General features: G+C 67.6%; 10 protein-coding genes. 3 read left to right on the top strand and 7 right to left on the bottom strand.

Features of this window, described 5'->3' with window-relative positions; translation table 11 throughout:
- Nucleotides 1–193 precede the first annotated feature (193 nt).
- A complete protein-coding gene (locus AACH00_RS18365) occupies nucleotides 194–943 on the bottom strand; it encodes a GntR family transcriptional regulator (RefSeq protein WP_341400633.1) in 750 nt (249 codons plus the stop codon).
- A gap of 273 nt (nucleotides 944–1,216) precedes the next feature.
- On the opposite strand from AACH00_RS18365, the gene AACH00_RS18360 reads away from it, so the two are divergent.
- Both AACH00_RS18360 and AACH00_RS18355 read left to right on the top strand, forming a co-directional pair.
- Complete coding sequence (locus AACH00_RS18360; RefSeq protein WP_341400632.1) at nucleotides 1,217–3,886, top strand: TonB-dependent receptor; 2,670 nt, start codon at nucleotides 1,217–1,219, stop codon at nucleotides 3,884–3,886.
- A 114-nt stretch (nucleotides 3,887–4,000) separates the two neighbouring features.
- A complete protein-coding gene (locus tag AACH00_RS18355; protein WP_341400631.1) occupies nucleotides 4,001–5,047 on the top strand; it encodes a glycoside hydrolase family 18 protein in 1,047 nt (348 codons plus the stop codon).
- On the opposite strand, the gene AACH00_RS18350 is transcribed toward AACH00_RS18355, so the two are convergent.
- A complete protein-coding gene (locus AACH00_RS18350; RefSeq protein WP_341400630.1) occupies nucleotides 5,048–5,722 on the bottom strand; it encodes a glutathione S-transferase family protein in 675 nt (224 codons plus the stop codon).
- A gap of 165 nt (nucleotides 5,723–5,887) precedes the next feature.
- Here AACH00_RS18350 and AACH00_RS18345 point away from each other — a divergent pair, with 165 nt between their 5' ends.
- Complete coding sequence (locus tag AACH00_RS18345; RefSeq protein ID WP_341400629.1) at nucleotides 5,888–7,846, top strand: methyl-accepting chemotaxis protein; 1,959 nt, start codon at nucleotides 5,888–5,890, stop codon at nucleotides 7,844–7,846.
- 29 nt (nucleotides 7,847–7,875) lie between these two features.
- Here the strand turns inward: AACH00_RS18345 and AACH00_RS18340 are convergent, their stop codons facing one another.
- The 5 genes from AACH00_RS18340 to urtB all read right to left on the bottom strand — a co-directional run bounded on the left by AACH00_RS18340 (nucleotide 7,876) and on the right by urtB (nucleotide 13,647).
- Entirely contained in the window at nucleotides 7,876–9,213 is a 1,338-nt protein-coding gene (locus AACH00_RS18340) for a BaiN/RdsA family NAD(P)/FAD-dependent oxidoreductase (RefSeq protein WP_341400628.1), read from the bottom strand.
- 62 nt (nucleotides 9,214–9,275) lie between these two features.
- On the bottom strand, nucleotides 9,276–9,968 hold the full coding sequence (urtE, locus tag AACH00_RS18335) for an urea ABC transporter ATP-binding subunit UrtE (protein WP_341400627.1): 693 nt from the start codon (nucleotides 9,966–9,968) through the stop codon (nucleotides 9,276–9,278).
- Between the two features lie 27 nt (nucleotides 9,969–9,995).
- A complete protein-coding gene (urtD, locus tag AACH00_RS18330) occupies nucleotides 9,996–10,874 on the bottom strand; it encodes an urea ABC transporter ATP-binding protein UrtD (protein ID WP_341400626.1) in 879 nt (292 codons plus the stop codon).
- Nucleotides 10,871–12,007, bottom strand: a complete 1,137-nt coding sequence (gene urtC, locus AACH00_RS18325) for an urea ABC transporter permease subunit UrtC (RefSeq protein WP_341400637.1) — start codon at nucleotides 12,005–12,007, stop codon at nucleotides 10,871–10,873. Before urtC ends, urtD begins: the two co-directional genes overlap by 4 nt.
- A 38-nt stretch (nucleotides 12,008–12,045) precedes the next feature.
- Nucleotides 12,046–13,647 (bottom strand): urea ABC transporter permease subunit UrtB, encoded by a 1,602-nt coding sequence (gene urtB, locus AACH00_RS18320; RefSeq protein WP_341400625.1) that lies wholly within the window; start codon nucleotides 13,645–13,647, stop codon nucleotides 12,046–12,048.
- Nucleotides 13,648–13,783: the final 136 nt, after the last annotated feature.

The raw sequence follows: 13,783 nt of genomic DNA, 5'->3' as shown, positions 1-13,783 counted from the left end.
GGGGGCGGCGGCTTGATCTCTTCGATGATCTTCGTCTCGATCGGCGCCTTCACCACCTCGACGATCTTGCGCGCCAGGCCGTTGACCAGCGCCCAGCCCAGCACCACGTGCAGGCCGGCCACGATCAACAGGCCCGTGGCCTTGTTCTTCTTCTCTAGTGGATTGTCGGAATAGTTCATTCGGCTGGGTCTTGTCAGGCCTGGGTGTTCAACTCGGCGATGAAGTCATAAGTGTCGCCGCGGTAGAAAGACTGCGACAGCTCGACGGCGCGGCCGTCGCGAAGGTAGCCCAGCCGCTCGACCAGCAAACCGGCATCACCGGGCTGGGCTTGCAGCAGGGCCGCCTGTTCCTCGTTCAGCAACAGGGCCCGCAAGCGTTGCAAGGCCCGTACCGGGCGAAAGCCTGCGTGCTCCAGGGCGTCATACAGCGAGGCCTGCACCGCGTCGAGCGACGGCAGCACCGACGCCAGCACCGTGGCGTACTCCAGCGCCATCGGCGCGTTGTCGGCATAGCGCAGGCGGTGGAAGCGGTACACCAGGGTGCCCGGGCTCAGTGCCATCTTGATGGCTTCTTCCGGCGACACGGTGCCTTCGGTGCGGCGCAGCCATTCACTGCGCGGCGTGCGGCCGCGGGCGCGCATGTCTTCAGAGAAGGAGGTGAGCTTCGAGAAGTTCTTGTCGATGCGCGCATTGACGAAATTGCCCGAGCCCTGCCGGCTCACCAGCAGGCCCTCACCGGCCAGACCATCAATCGCCTTGCGCACGGTGATGCGCGACACGCCCAGGTCCAGCGCCAGTTGCCGCTCGGACGGCAGCGCGTCATCCGGCCCGAGCACATGCTGCTCGATGGCGTCGCGCAGGGCCCGCTGCAGCTGCTGATACAGCGGCTGGCTGCTGCCGGCGTCCAGGGCGGACAAGAGTCTCTCCACCAGGGGCGTGGTCATGTTGAACGGAGTCTCCGGGGTCTTGCGGGGTTTGGGTAGGTGAGGTCTGAAACCTCTAGTACCACTAGCATACCAGAGGACTCGCAATTTCCGCATCCGGCCTCACCCGAAGTGATGTCCACATTGGTGCACCACCTGCACCACCCCGGTGACGCGTCACGAAACAGACACATCAGGGACATTCCCTAGCAACAAGTGGTAGCCAACTGGTTCTCTTTGGTAGTACATTGGTATTCATCGATCGACCCCCCAAGCCCATCCACCGAGGAGCCCATGAAACTGCAACTCACCCCCGTCGCCACCGCCGCAGCCCTGCTGGTGTTGAGCACGTCCGCCCTGTCGCAAGCCACCCCGGCTGCCGCCCCCGCCGCATCCGATGTCCAGACCATTGAAGTGACGGGCATCCGCGCTTCGATGCAGAAGTCGCTGCAAGCCAAGCGCAATGCTGAATCGCTGGTGGAGGTGATCACCGCCGAAGACGTGGGCAAGATGCCGGACAAGAACGTCGCTGACTCGCTGCAGCGCGTGCCTGGCGTGACGACCACGAGCGCCGGCTCGGCCGAAGGCTCTTTCGGTGAAAACGAACATGTGCAGATGCGCGGCCTGAGCTCGCAGCTGACCCTGACCACGCTGAACGGCCACCTGGTGTCGACCGGTGACTGGTACGGCCCGAACATCGCCGCGGGTGGCCGCAGCGTCACCTTCACCCTGCTGCCGTCCGACCTGATCGGCCGCGTGGTGGTGCACAAGTCGTCGCAGGCTGACCTGCCTGAAGGCGGCGCCGCCGGCACCGTGGACATCGAGACCCGCCATCCGCTGGACTTCAAGGCCCCGTTCAGTGGCGTGGTCAGCGTGGAAGCCGCCTACTCGGCCGCTGCCCGCAAGACCGACCCGTCCGTCAGCGCCCTGCTGAACTGGAAGAACGACGACAACACCTTCGGCCTGCTGGGCCAGGTGTTCTCGCAAGCCCGCCACCTGCAGCGCGCAGGCTCGGAAGGCGTGTGGTGGGACAAGACCCCCGCCACCTACCCGAACGCGGCCATGGCCGGCAAGAACATCAGCCTGCTGAGCGGCGCCGTGCTGTTCGAGCAGGAACGCAAGCGCGAAGGCGGCTACGTTGAAGCCCAGTTCAAGCCGAACAACCAGTTGATGTTCAACCTGTCGGGCTTCTACTCGACGGTGAAGGCCAAGAACTTCAACACCAACTACATGGCCGACGTGATCAACCCGGTCAACGGCCCGGGCTGGAACGGCAAGGCCGTCGGCCCCACCGGCACGCCGGTGGTGAGCGGCAACACCGTCACCAGCGTGTTCTATGACAAGAACGCCTTTGACGCCGTTGGCGGCTCGGCCGGTGCCTGGTCGGTGGTGGAAGACGTGGCGGCACGCCCTGACGCCAAGACCGACTCCAAGTTCCTGAACCTGGACGGCAAGTGGGTCATCAATGACGACCTGACCCTGACCGGCAAGGTCGGCCGCACCAGCGGCGGCGGCCGTACCAAGGACGTCGGCTTTGAAGTGCTGAGCGCCTGGAACAACGGCGCCGGCTACACCCTGAGCCCGGAAGGCATCTTCATCCTGAACGTGCCGGGCGGCGACAAGTTCGTCAAGGGCGGCGCAGGCATCGGCGGCTGGGGCGGCTACACCTCCTCGACCGACAGCGAAACCTACGCCCAGGTCGATGGCACGCTGAAGCTGACCTCGGACCTGACCCCGTCGGTCAAGTTCGGTGCCCGCAGCACCCAGCACCGCCGCACCCTGACCAAGCTGGGCATGACGCTCGGCGCAGGCGCCTCTGACGAAGCCAACATCCCGGATTCGGCCGTCGGCAACTTCGCCGCAGGCTGGTACGGCAACCTGCCGGTCAACCCGACGCCAGGCTTCCTGCCGTTCAAGATCAGCAAGGAGTTCGTGGAGCAGTGGGTCGCCAAGTACGCCACCTTCACCACCCACGCCACGCAGCAGGAATTCGACATCAAGGAAAAGACCAACGCCGCCTATGCGATGGTGAACCTGCAGCCGACCGACGCCGTCTCCGGCAACGTCGGTGTGCGTCTGGTGCGTACCAGCGAAGACATCGCCGCCTTCCTGCCGGGTGGCGTGCCGAGCTACCAGCAAAGCTTCACCGATGTGCTGCCGAGCCTGAACCTGCGCGCTGACCTGGCCAAGGACCTGGTGGGTCGTCTGGCGCTGAACCGCGGCATGTCGCGCCCTGACTTCGGTCAGCTCGCCGGCAATGACCTGCGCGACACGCAGAAGAACGGTGTGGGCTCCAACCCCTACCTGACGCCGATCCGCAGCAACAACTTCGACGTCTCGGCCGAGTACTACTACGCGCCGAAGTCGGCGGTGTCGGTGGGTGCCTTCGCCAGCCAGCTGAACGGCGTGATCGCCTACGGCCACTCGATGCTGCCCTACGCCAACCAGGCCAACGGCGGCAAGATCGAGCTGTATGACGTGTCGAGCCCGGTGAACACCAAGGGCCGCATGACGGGCATCGAGCTGATGCTGCAACATGCCCTGGGCGCCGGCTTCGGTGTGGAAGCGAACTACACCCACGCCAACGGCAAGCAGACCACCCAGCTGGCCACCGGCACCTGCAACGGCTCGGCCACGCAGGACTGCTCGCTGTACGGCACCTCGAAGGACGTCTACAACCTGGGCGCCTACTACGAAGATGAGCGCATGAGCGCCCGCCTGGCCTACAGCCACCGCTCGACCTACAAGCTGGGCAACCGTGGCGGCAAGGACTACTTCCAGAGCGCCAACGGCCAGCTGAACTTCGCGTTCAACTACAACGTGAATGACAAGGTCACCCTGACCTTCGAAGCGCAGAACCTGACCGATCCGCTGCTGACCGTCTTCCAGACGGACCAGACGCAGATCGCCGGTGTCTACAAGGCTGGCAAGATGTACTTTGCCGGTGCCCGCGTGAAGTTCTGATCGAGCGCCTGTGAGGGCTGTCGGCTTCAACCACCTTGGAGCCACCAGCCCCACCCCTTTGCCTTCAGCGGCCCGGCGTCACAACCGGGCCGCTTTTTTGTGGCTGACACCACCATGACCCACTTCTTTCCGAACCGCATGGCCCTGGCCCTGTGCCTGGCAGCAGCGCTGAGCACGCTGGCCTGCGCGCAAGCCGCACCCGCCACCGCGGCTGAGCCCACCCTGCCCTACGTGCCCTACAAGGACGTGACCCAGGGCTTTGATGCCACCACCCATGTGCTGCGCAGCGTGGCCGGCGATGCTCAGGCCAAGCCGCTGGTAGCTCAAGGCCTGAGCCAGCTGCCGGCCCGCACCCGCCAGGTGATGTGGGCCTTTGCCAGCGGTGAATGCGGCCAGGAAAGCTGGGGGCCTGGCATGGATGCCGACCGGCTGGTGGCCGTGAATGCCCCGGCCTTTGCCCAGGCGGGCCTGCGCTTCGTGGTGTCCACCGGTGGTGAAGCCGGTGTGTTCACCTGCGGCACCGAGGCCGGCATGGCCCGCTTCGCTGCGCGCTACGCCCACCCGGCGCTGGCTGGTTTCGACTTCGACATCGAAGGTCGCCAAACCCCGCAGCAGATCGACGACCTGGTGCGCCTGGCCCAGCAGCTGGCCCAGCGCCAGCCCGCCCTGCAGATCAGCTTCACGGTGGCCACGCTGGCCGCCAGTGACGGCCAGGCCGGCGGCGTGAATGCCACCGGCGCCGCGGTGATGGCGGCCCTGAAGAAATACCGCTTCGATCAGGCGGTGGTGAACCTGATGGTGATGAACTATGGCCCGGCCAGCACCGCCAACTGCGTGCTGCAGGCCAACAGCCAGCCGGCCCGCTGCGACATGGGCGCCTCGGGGGCGCAGGCCGCACGCAACCTGCACCAGCGCTTCGGCTGGCCGCTGTCGCGCATCGCCCTCACCGGCATGCTGGGCCGAAACGATGTGGCGGAGAACGTCTTCAGCATCGACGACGCGCGGCGCATGCAGGCGGATGCCAGCCGCCTGGGCCTGGCCGGCCTGTACGTGTGGTCGCTGGACCGTGACGCGGCCTGTGCACACGCCAACGCGCCGCTGTCACCGCGCTGCCATCATCTGCAGCAGGTGCCCGCGGGCGCGTTCCTGGCCCTGCCCTGATCAGTCGTTGCAGAAATCGTAGGGGCCGCCACGCTGCAGGGCGCGCTGGTAAGCGGGCCGGGCGTGGATGGTCTTGAGCCAGGCCATCAGTTTCGGGCGACTGGCGTCCAGCCCGGCACGCTGGGCAGCTGCTTCCACCGGGAAGCTCATCTGGATGTCGGCGGCGCTGAACGCCTCACCGGCGAACCACGGCTGGCGGCTCAGCGTGGCTTCCATGAAGTCGAGCTGGTTCTTCAGATTGGGCTCGACGAAGCTGCTCAGCACCTGCCTGGCAATGCCGCGCGCCACCGGCTTGACGAAGAACGGCATCGGCGCCGTCTGGATGCGGCCGAACACCAGCTTCATCAGCAGCGGCGGCATGGCCGAACCTTCGGCGAAATGCAGCCAGTAGGTCCAGTCGCGGCGCTGCGGCGTGCCGGCGGCCGGCCGCAGGCGGCCCTCGCCGTAGGTCTCCACCAGGTATTCAATGATGGCGCCGCTCTCGGCCACCGTGATGTCGCCGTCGGTGATCACCGGCGACTTGCCCAGCGGATGCACCTGCCGCAGCTCGGGCGGGGCCAGCATGGTGGTGGCGTCGCGCTGGTAGGGGCGAATCTCGTAGGGCAGGCCCAACTCCTCCAGCAGCCAGAGCACGCGCTGCGAGCGGGAATTGTTGAGGTGGTGAACGGTGATCATGGTGGTGAGGGTGGTGATGGGCGGCAACCGCAGACCATTTCATTGTGGCAGCGGCTTCAAGGCGGCGTTCACCCTGCTGTTTCAGCCTTGGCCCGGCAGGGGTGGCCAACAGAATCAAGGGGCAGTCGCCGCGTTGGCGTTCAACGCCCCCTACCCCCCACCGCCGTGAGCCAAGCTCCCTCTGTTTCCAGCTTCCTGACGCCCGCCATCCGCTTGATGCGAAGCCTCAGCCTACCCGTGAAGATGGCCTTCATCGCCTCGCTGGTGGCCGTGCCCCTCGCCATTCTGACGGCCCGCAGCCTGAGTGACACCTCCAGCCAGCTGTCGTTCACCCGGGAAGAGCTCGCGGGCTCCGAGGTGGTGCAGCAATTGATGGCCGTGGCGGTGCTGGCCCAGACACACCGCGGGCAGACCAACCTCGCGATGTCGGGCAATGCTGCCGCCGAACAGCAACTGCCCGCCACGCGCGACAAGCTCAAGGCCGCGCTGGCCAGTGCCGGCACCGCCGTTCAGGCACAGCCGCACTGGAGCGTGGCCGCCAGCTGGAAAACCACGCACGACGGTCTGCTGGCCCTGGCCAATGGCCAGCGCGACGGCGACCGCGCTGCGGTCTTCAAGAGCCACACCGCCCTCGTGTCCTCACTCCGGCAGCTGGTGTCGCGCGTCGGCGAAGACTCGCAATTGCTGTTCGACCCCGAAGCCGCGTCCTTCTTCCTGATGGACCTGGTGGTCGAGCGCATGCTGCCCTTCACCGAAGGCGCCGGCCTGCTGCGCGGACAAGGCGCCGGACTGATCGCCAAGGGTGAAGCCAGCCCGCAGGACATCGCCACGCTCTATGGCCGCATCGCCGGCCTGGAAGACCAGGCCCGCACCATCGAGGAGCGGATCGCCGCACTGGGCCGAGCGGGTGAGCCTGCACCGGCCGGCCATGAGGCGATGCTGGAGAAGACCCGCAGCTTTGCCGCCCTGGCCCGAACTTCGTTCGCGAGTGGCCAGCCCGCCGGCGACGCCGCGGCCTACTTCAAGGCCGGCACCGACGCCATTGGCGCGATGGTGGGGTTCTCGCAAGCCGCCAATGCCCGCCTGACCGAGCTGCTTCACGAGCGCAACCAGCGCCTGACGATGCAGCGCAACCTGGCCTTTGGCGGTGCCTTGCTGGGTGTGCTGGCCCTGCTGTACTTCGCGGCCGGCTTCTACCGCAGCACCATGCAGGCCCTGCACCAGGTGATTACCGCAGCGCGCGCCGGGGCGGCGGGTGATCTGACCGTGCGTGCCCGCGTGGAAGGCCGCGACGAGCTGGCGCAGATGGGCCGGGAGATCGACACCATGACGACCCAGCTGGCCGACATGGTTCACCAGATCCGTCAGAACGCCAGGGCCGTGGCGGCCACGGGCGACGACATCGCCGGCAGCAGTGAAGAGCTGGCCAGCCGCACGGCCCAGCAGGCCGCCAGCGTGGAAGAGTCAGCGGCCACGCTGACCCAGGTGGCGCACACCGTGCGCAACAACGCCAACCACGTGAACCAGGTGGATGAGCTGTTCCTGACCGTGCGCAGCACCGGCGAAGACGGCAATACCCGGATGCAGGTGGCGGTGACCACCATCGAAGGCATCGAGGCCACCAGCCGCCGCGTGGGCGAGATCGTCAGCGTGATCGACGGCATCGCCTTCCAGACCAACATCCTCGCGCTGAATGCCGCGGTGGAAGCCGCGCGGGCCGGCGAATCGGGCCGCGGCTTTGCCGTGGTGGCGAGCGAAGTACGCAGCCTGGCCCAGCGCTGCGCCAAGGCCGCGGCAGAAATCCGCGGGCTGATCCAGACCTCGGCCAACCAGGTGGCTCAAGGCGTGGGCCAGATCCACAGTGCCCGCGACAGCATGGGCCGCATGCTGGAACAGGTCAGCCACGTCAGCGTGGCGATGACGGAGCTGTCGGGCTCGACCCGGGCGCAGACCACCGCCGTCGAGCAGGTGAGCCTGGCGGTGCGGCAGATCGGCGATGTGACGGCCAACAACGTGAGCAGTGTTCAGCAGGCGTCCAACGCCGCCGCCGAGCTGCAGCGCACGGCGCTGGATCTGTCGCAGCTGGTGCACCGCCTGCGGGTGACGGACGCCGAAGCCGCCTGAGCGGCGAGCAACCTGCTACCGGTGCAGACTCAGGCCTCGGCCGGTGCCCCTGCCAGGCGCGCCGCCAGCCCGCGGGCAGCCACCACCGCACTGGCAAAACAGGCGCTGAGCAGGTAGCCGCCCGTCGGGGCTTCCCAGTCGAGCATTTCACCGGCCACGGCCACACCAGGCCAGGCTTGCACCTGCAGCTGCGCATCCAGCGCGCCCAGGCGCACGCCACCGGCGGTGCTGATGGCCTCGTCCATCGGGCGTGGCGCGGTCAGCGTCACGGGCAGTGCCTTGATGCGCCCGGCCAGCCAGGCCGCATCGCCGCTGTGGCGCGACCAGGTCGGCGCATCCACACCTTCGCGCAGCAAGCCGGCCTTCACACCGGAGAGGCTCAGTTGTTCGCGCAGGTGGTTGGCCAGGGAACGGGCGCCACGGCCACGGGCGATGGCCTGCGTGACAGCGTCCAGCGGTTGGTCGGGCAGCAGGTCGAGGTGCACGGTGACCGGGCCACGCGCAGCGATCTGGTCGCGGATGCAGGCAGAGGCGGCGTACACCAGACTGCCCTCCAGCCCGCCCTCGGTGAGCACACATTCGCCCTTGCGGCGGAAGAGCTCGGCGCCATCCAGGTCTGCCACGCACAGCGCCACGTTCTTCAGGGCGGCACCGGCGTGCTTCTCGCGCAGGTGCGGGCTCCACACGGCATCAAAGCCGCAGTTGGCCGCCTGCAGCGGCGCCACATCCAGGCCCGCGGCCTGCAGCGGGGCCACCCAGGCGCCGTCTGAGCCCAGGCGTGCCCAGCTGCCGCCGCCCAGCGCCAGCAACACGCCGCGCGCCTGCACAGTGCTGCGACCGGCCGGGTGATCAAATTCCAGGGTGTGCACGCCGTTCACCGGCGCCAGCGACGCCGGCACCCAGCGGTGGCGCATGTGAAAGCGCACGCCCGACTGGCGCAGGCGGTGCAGCCAGGCGCGCAGCAGCGGTGCGGCCTTCATCTCGGTCGGGAACACCCGGCCGGAGCTGCCCACGAAGGTGTCCACGCCCAGGGCCTGCGCCCAGTCGCGCAGGGCTTGCGGGCTGAAAGTGTCGAGCCAGCCGTCCACGGCCGGGGCTTGTGCGCCGTAGCGGCCGGCGAACTGCGGCTTGGCCTCGCTGTGCGTCAGGTTCAGGCCGCCCTTGCCGGCCAGCAGAAACTTGCGGCCCACCGAGGGCATGGCGTCGTACAGCGCAACCGGCAGGCCGGCGGCGGCAAGCACCTCGGCGGCCATCAGGCCGGCCGGTCCGCCACCCACGATCACCACGGGCGCGCCCCCAGCCTCCGGGGTCAGCGTGTCAGGGGCCGCGGCGTCTGCGGGCGAATTCGAGGGGGTGGTGTCTGGCATGAGGGGGCGAAGTCTAGTGCAAAGCCCCTGCCCCCGCCTGCCTGCCGGCCCACCCGGGCCTGTCAGATCGACATCATGTCGCGCACACCGCGACTTTCCATCTCGTGGCCACGGCCCTGGGCGATCACCTCGCCACGCTCCATCACCAGGTACTGGTCGGCCAGTTCAGCCGCAAAGTCGTAGTACTGCTCGACCAGCACGATGGCCATGGTCTTGCGGTCAGCGAGCATGCGGATGACGCGGCCGATGTCCTTGATGATGCTGGGCTGGATGCCCTCGGTCGGCTCATCGAGTATCAGCAGCTTCGGGCCAGCGGCCAGCGCGCGGGCAATCGCCAGCTGCTGCTGCTGCCCGCCCGACAAGTCACCGCCACGCCGCTGCAGCATCTGCTTGAGCACCGGGAACAGCTCGAACAGCTCGGCCGGAATGGGCTCGCTGCCCGGCCGGGTTGCCATGCCCATGCGCAGGTTGTCTTCCACCGTCAGGCGGCCGAAGATTTCGCGGCCCTGGGGCACGTAGCCCACACCCCGGCGCACGCGCTCATACGGCGTGTCGTGGGTGATGTTGGTGCTGCCGAGCGTGACCTGCCCGCTCTTGACCGGCACCACGCCCATCAGGCTCTTGAGCAGCGTGGTCTTGCCCACGCCATTGCGGCCGAGCACCACGGTGACCTCGCCCAGCGCGGCCTCGAACGAGACGCCGCGCAGGATGTGCGAGCCGCCGTAGTACTGGTGGAGTTGATCTACTTTCAGCATGAATGAACCTTGTGCTGCGGCGCTGGCTCAGCGCCCCAGATAAACCTCGACCACCTTCGGATTGGCCTGCACTTCCGACAGCGGGCCTTCGGCCAGCACGCTGCCTTCATGCAGCACGGTGACCTTCTTCCAGCCCTCGGTGAGCTGGTCGACGAACTTCATGTCGTGCTCGACCACCACCAGCGAGTGCTTGCCTTCCAGGCTCAGGAACAGCTCGGCCGTGCGCTCGGTCTCTTCGTCGGTCATGCCGGCCACCGGCTCGTCGAGCAACAGCAGCTTGGGCTCCTGCATCAGCAGCATGCCGATCTCCAGCCACTGCTTCTGGCCATGGCTGAGCAGGCCGGCGGTGCGCTGCGCCTCGGGCAGCAGGTGGATGAGCTGCAGGGTCTCGCCGATGCGGTCGAGCTGCGCGCCGGTCAAGCGCGAGAACAGGCTGGCCCGGGCGCGGCGGTCGGCCTTCAGCGCCAGCTCCAGGTTCTCGAACACGCTGAGCTGTTCCACCACCGTGGGTTTCTGGAACTTGCGGCCGATGCCGATCTGGGCGATCTCGTTTTCACGCAGGCGCAGCAGGTCGATGTTCGAGCCGAACGATGCTGTGCCGGCATCGGGCCGGGTCTTGCCGGTGATGACGTCCATCATCGTCGTCTTGCCCGCGCCGTTGGGGCCGATGATGCAGCGCAGCTCGCCTACGTTGATGGCCAGGCTCAGCGCATTGAGGGCGCGGAAGCCATCAAACGTGACGGTGATGTCGTCGAGGTACAGCGCCACGCCGTGGGCGAAATCGGGCTCGGCGCCCAGCACGCGGCCGTAACCGGCGCTGCGGTCACCGGAGGTCTGACCTTCAGCCGACTTGGCGGCGAATTCAGCCAGCTTGGCGGCGCCGGCCTGTTGCAGTTCGGGGGTCATGCGCGCTCCTCGGGGCGTTGCTTCTTGCTGAACTTGCGGGCCAGGCCCACCAGACCATCGGGCAGGTACAGCGTGACGGCGATGAACAGGGCGCCCAGGAAATACAGCCAGAACTCCGGAACCATCTGGGTGAACCAGCTCTTCGCCCCGTTGACGAAAAAGGCACCCACGATCGGGCCGATCAGGCTGGCGCGGCCGCCCACGGCCGTCCAGATGGCGATCTCGATCGACGCTGCGGCGCTCATCTCACCGGGGTTGATGATGCCGACCTGCGGCACATACAACGCACCGGCCACGCCGCACATCACCGCCGACAGCACCCAGATCGCCAGCTTGTACGACAGCGGGTCGTAGCCGGTGAACATGACGCGGCTCTCCGCATCACGGATGGCCTGCAGCACCCGGCCGAACTTGCTGTTCACGATGGCGCGGGCCATCAGGTAGAAGCCGATCAGCGTGAGGCCGGTCAGCACGAACAGCACCGTGCGGGTGGACGGCTGCGCCAGCGGCACGCCGAGGATGCGCTTGAAATCGGTGAAGCCGTTGTTGCCGCCAAAGCCGGTTTCATTGCGGAAGAACAGCAGCATCGCGGCGAAGGTCATCGCCTGGGTGATGATCGAGAAATACACGCCCTTGATGCGGCTGCGGAAGGCGAAGTAGCCGAACACCAGCGCCAGCAGCCCCGGCACCGCCACCACCAGCAGCATCTGCAGCGCAAAGCTGTCGCTCCAGGCCCATTGCCACGGAAGCTCTTTCCAGTCGAGGAAGACCATGAAGTCGGGCAAGTCGCTCTTGTAGTTGCCCTCGCGGCCGATCTCGCGCATCAGCGTCATGCCCATGGCATAACCACCCAGCGCGAAGAACAGGCCGTGGCCCAGGCTGAGGATGCCGGTGTAGCCCCAGATCAGGTCCATGGCCAGCGCACAGATGGCGTAGCACATGATCTTGCCGATCAGCGCCACGCTGTACTCGCTCATGTGGAACATGCTGTCGGCCGGCACCAGCAGGTGCAGCACGGGCACCAGCACGGTCACCACCAGCAGCGCGGCGGCCACGGCCAGCCAGCCGGCGCGGTTCAACAGCAGCCCGCGGCGTGGCGTGGGCAAGGCAAATTCGACACGGGTGGCGCTCATGGCGGGCTTCACGGCTTCAGTGAGAGGTGGTTGGGTGCTCATGCGTCACGCCCCTTCATGGCGAACAGGCCTTGCGGGCGCTTCTGGATGAACACGACGATGAACACCAGCACCATGATCTTGGCCAGCACCGCACCGGCCCAGCCTTCGAGGAACTTGTTCAGCACGCCCAGGCCGAGGGCGGCGTAGACGGTGCCGGCGAGTTGGCCCACACCGCCCAGCACCACCACCATGAAGCTGTCGACGATGTAGTTCTGGCCGAGGTCAGGGCCCACATTGCCGACCTGGCTGAGCGCGCAGCCGGCGAGGCCTGCAATGCCTGCGCCCAGGCCAAACGCCAGGGTGTCGATGCGGGCGGTATCAATGCCCACGCAGGCCGCCATGCGGCGGTTCTGGGTGACGCCGCGCACGAACAGGCCGAGGCGGGTGCGGGCGATCAGCAGCGCCACACCGGCCAGCACGGCGAAGGCGAAACCGATGATGGCGATGCGGTTGTAGGGCAGCACCAGGTTGCTCATGACGGCCACGCCGCCCGAGAGCCACGCAGGGTTTTCCACCGGCACGTTCTGCGCGCCGAACAGGCTGCGCACGGCCTGCATCAGCACCAGCGAGATGCCCCAGGTGGCCAGCAGCGTTTCCAGCGGACGGCCGTACAGCCAGCGCAGCACCAGCCGTTCGAGCACCGCGCCCACCAGCGCCGAGGCCAGAAAGGATGCGGGAATGGCCAGCCAGATGTAGTGGTCGAACGCCGACGGCGCGTAGGTGCGGAACAGGTTCTGCACGAGGTAGGTGGCGTAGGCGCCGATCATCATCAGCTCGCCGTGGGCCATGTTGATCACGCCCATCAGGCCGTAGGTGATGGCCAGGCCCAGCGCCACCAGCAGCAGGATGCTGCCCAGGCTGATGCCGGTGAACATCACGCCCAGGCGCTCGCCCCAGGCCAGCTTCGCAGAGACCTTGTCGATGGAGGCGATGAGGGCACCGCGCACTTCGGGGTCGGTTTCGGGGCCGCCGGTCTTGGCGTCGCCCAGGCGTTCCTGCAGCAGGCTGCGCACCTGGCTCTGGCCGCTCTCGCCCAGTGCGCGGGCGGCGTCGAGGCGCTGTGCCCGGTCAGACGAGGCAATCAGGATGGCGGCGCGCATCAGGCTCAGGCGCTCTTTCAGGGCCGGGTCGGTTTCAGCACCCAGCGCCTTGTCGATGAGGGGCAGCTGGGCGGCTTCCAGCGTTTCCTTGCCCAGCTCAGCCACGGCCGACTGGCGCACGGCCATATCGGGCGACAGGAGCTTCAGGGCGGCCTGCGCGGCCTGCAAGGCGCCGCGCATGCGGTTGTTGTTGACGACGTCTTCTGCGTCGTCCGGCAGCGTGGCCGCCTGCCCGGTGGCGGCGTCCAGCGCCTTGTCGCCGTCGATCACCAGCACCTGCTTCGGCGTCAGCTTCACGGCGTCGTCCAGCAGCGCCTGCACCAGGCGGGGCAGGCCTTCGTCGGCGCGGGCCGCGGCGGCTGCCAGTGCGGCGATGCGGGCATCGGTGTCGCCGGCCGCAATGGCGCGCGCCTCGTCAGGGGCCAGCGCTTGGGCTGGCAGCGAAGCCAGGCCCACGAAGGCGGCAAACAGCAGGGAAGTCAGGCGGCGCAAGTGCATGGTGGCAGGCTGGCGGTGGTGGTGAGGGGTTGCCACGAGGACGTGGCGCAGCACGCGCTTCAAGCACAGCGGGCCGGCCGCTGCCGGCCGGCCCGCTGGGAAAGTGCAGTGGCGAGGTGCGCTGTCCGGCTGGTCA

Source organism: Ideonella margarita (assembly GCF_038066635.1).
Taxonomy (GTDB): domain Bacteria; phylum Pseudomonadota; class Gammaproteobacteria; order Burkholderiales; family Burkholderiaceae_C; genus Ideonella; species Ideonella margarita.
Note: the sequence above shows the minus strand (reverse complement) of the source record. Positions and strands in the feature narration are given on the sequence as shown.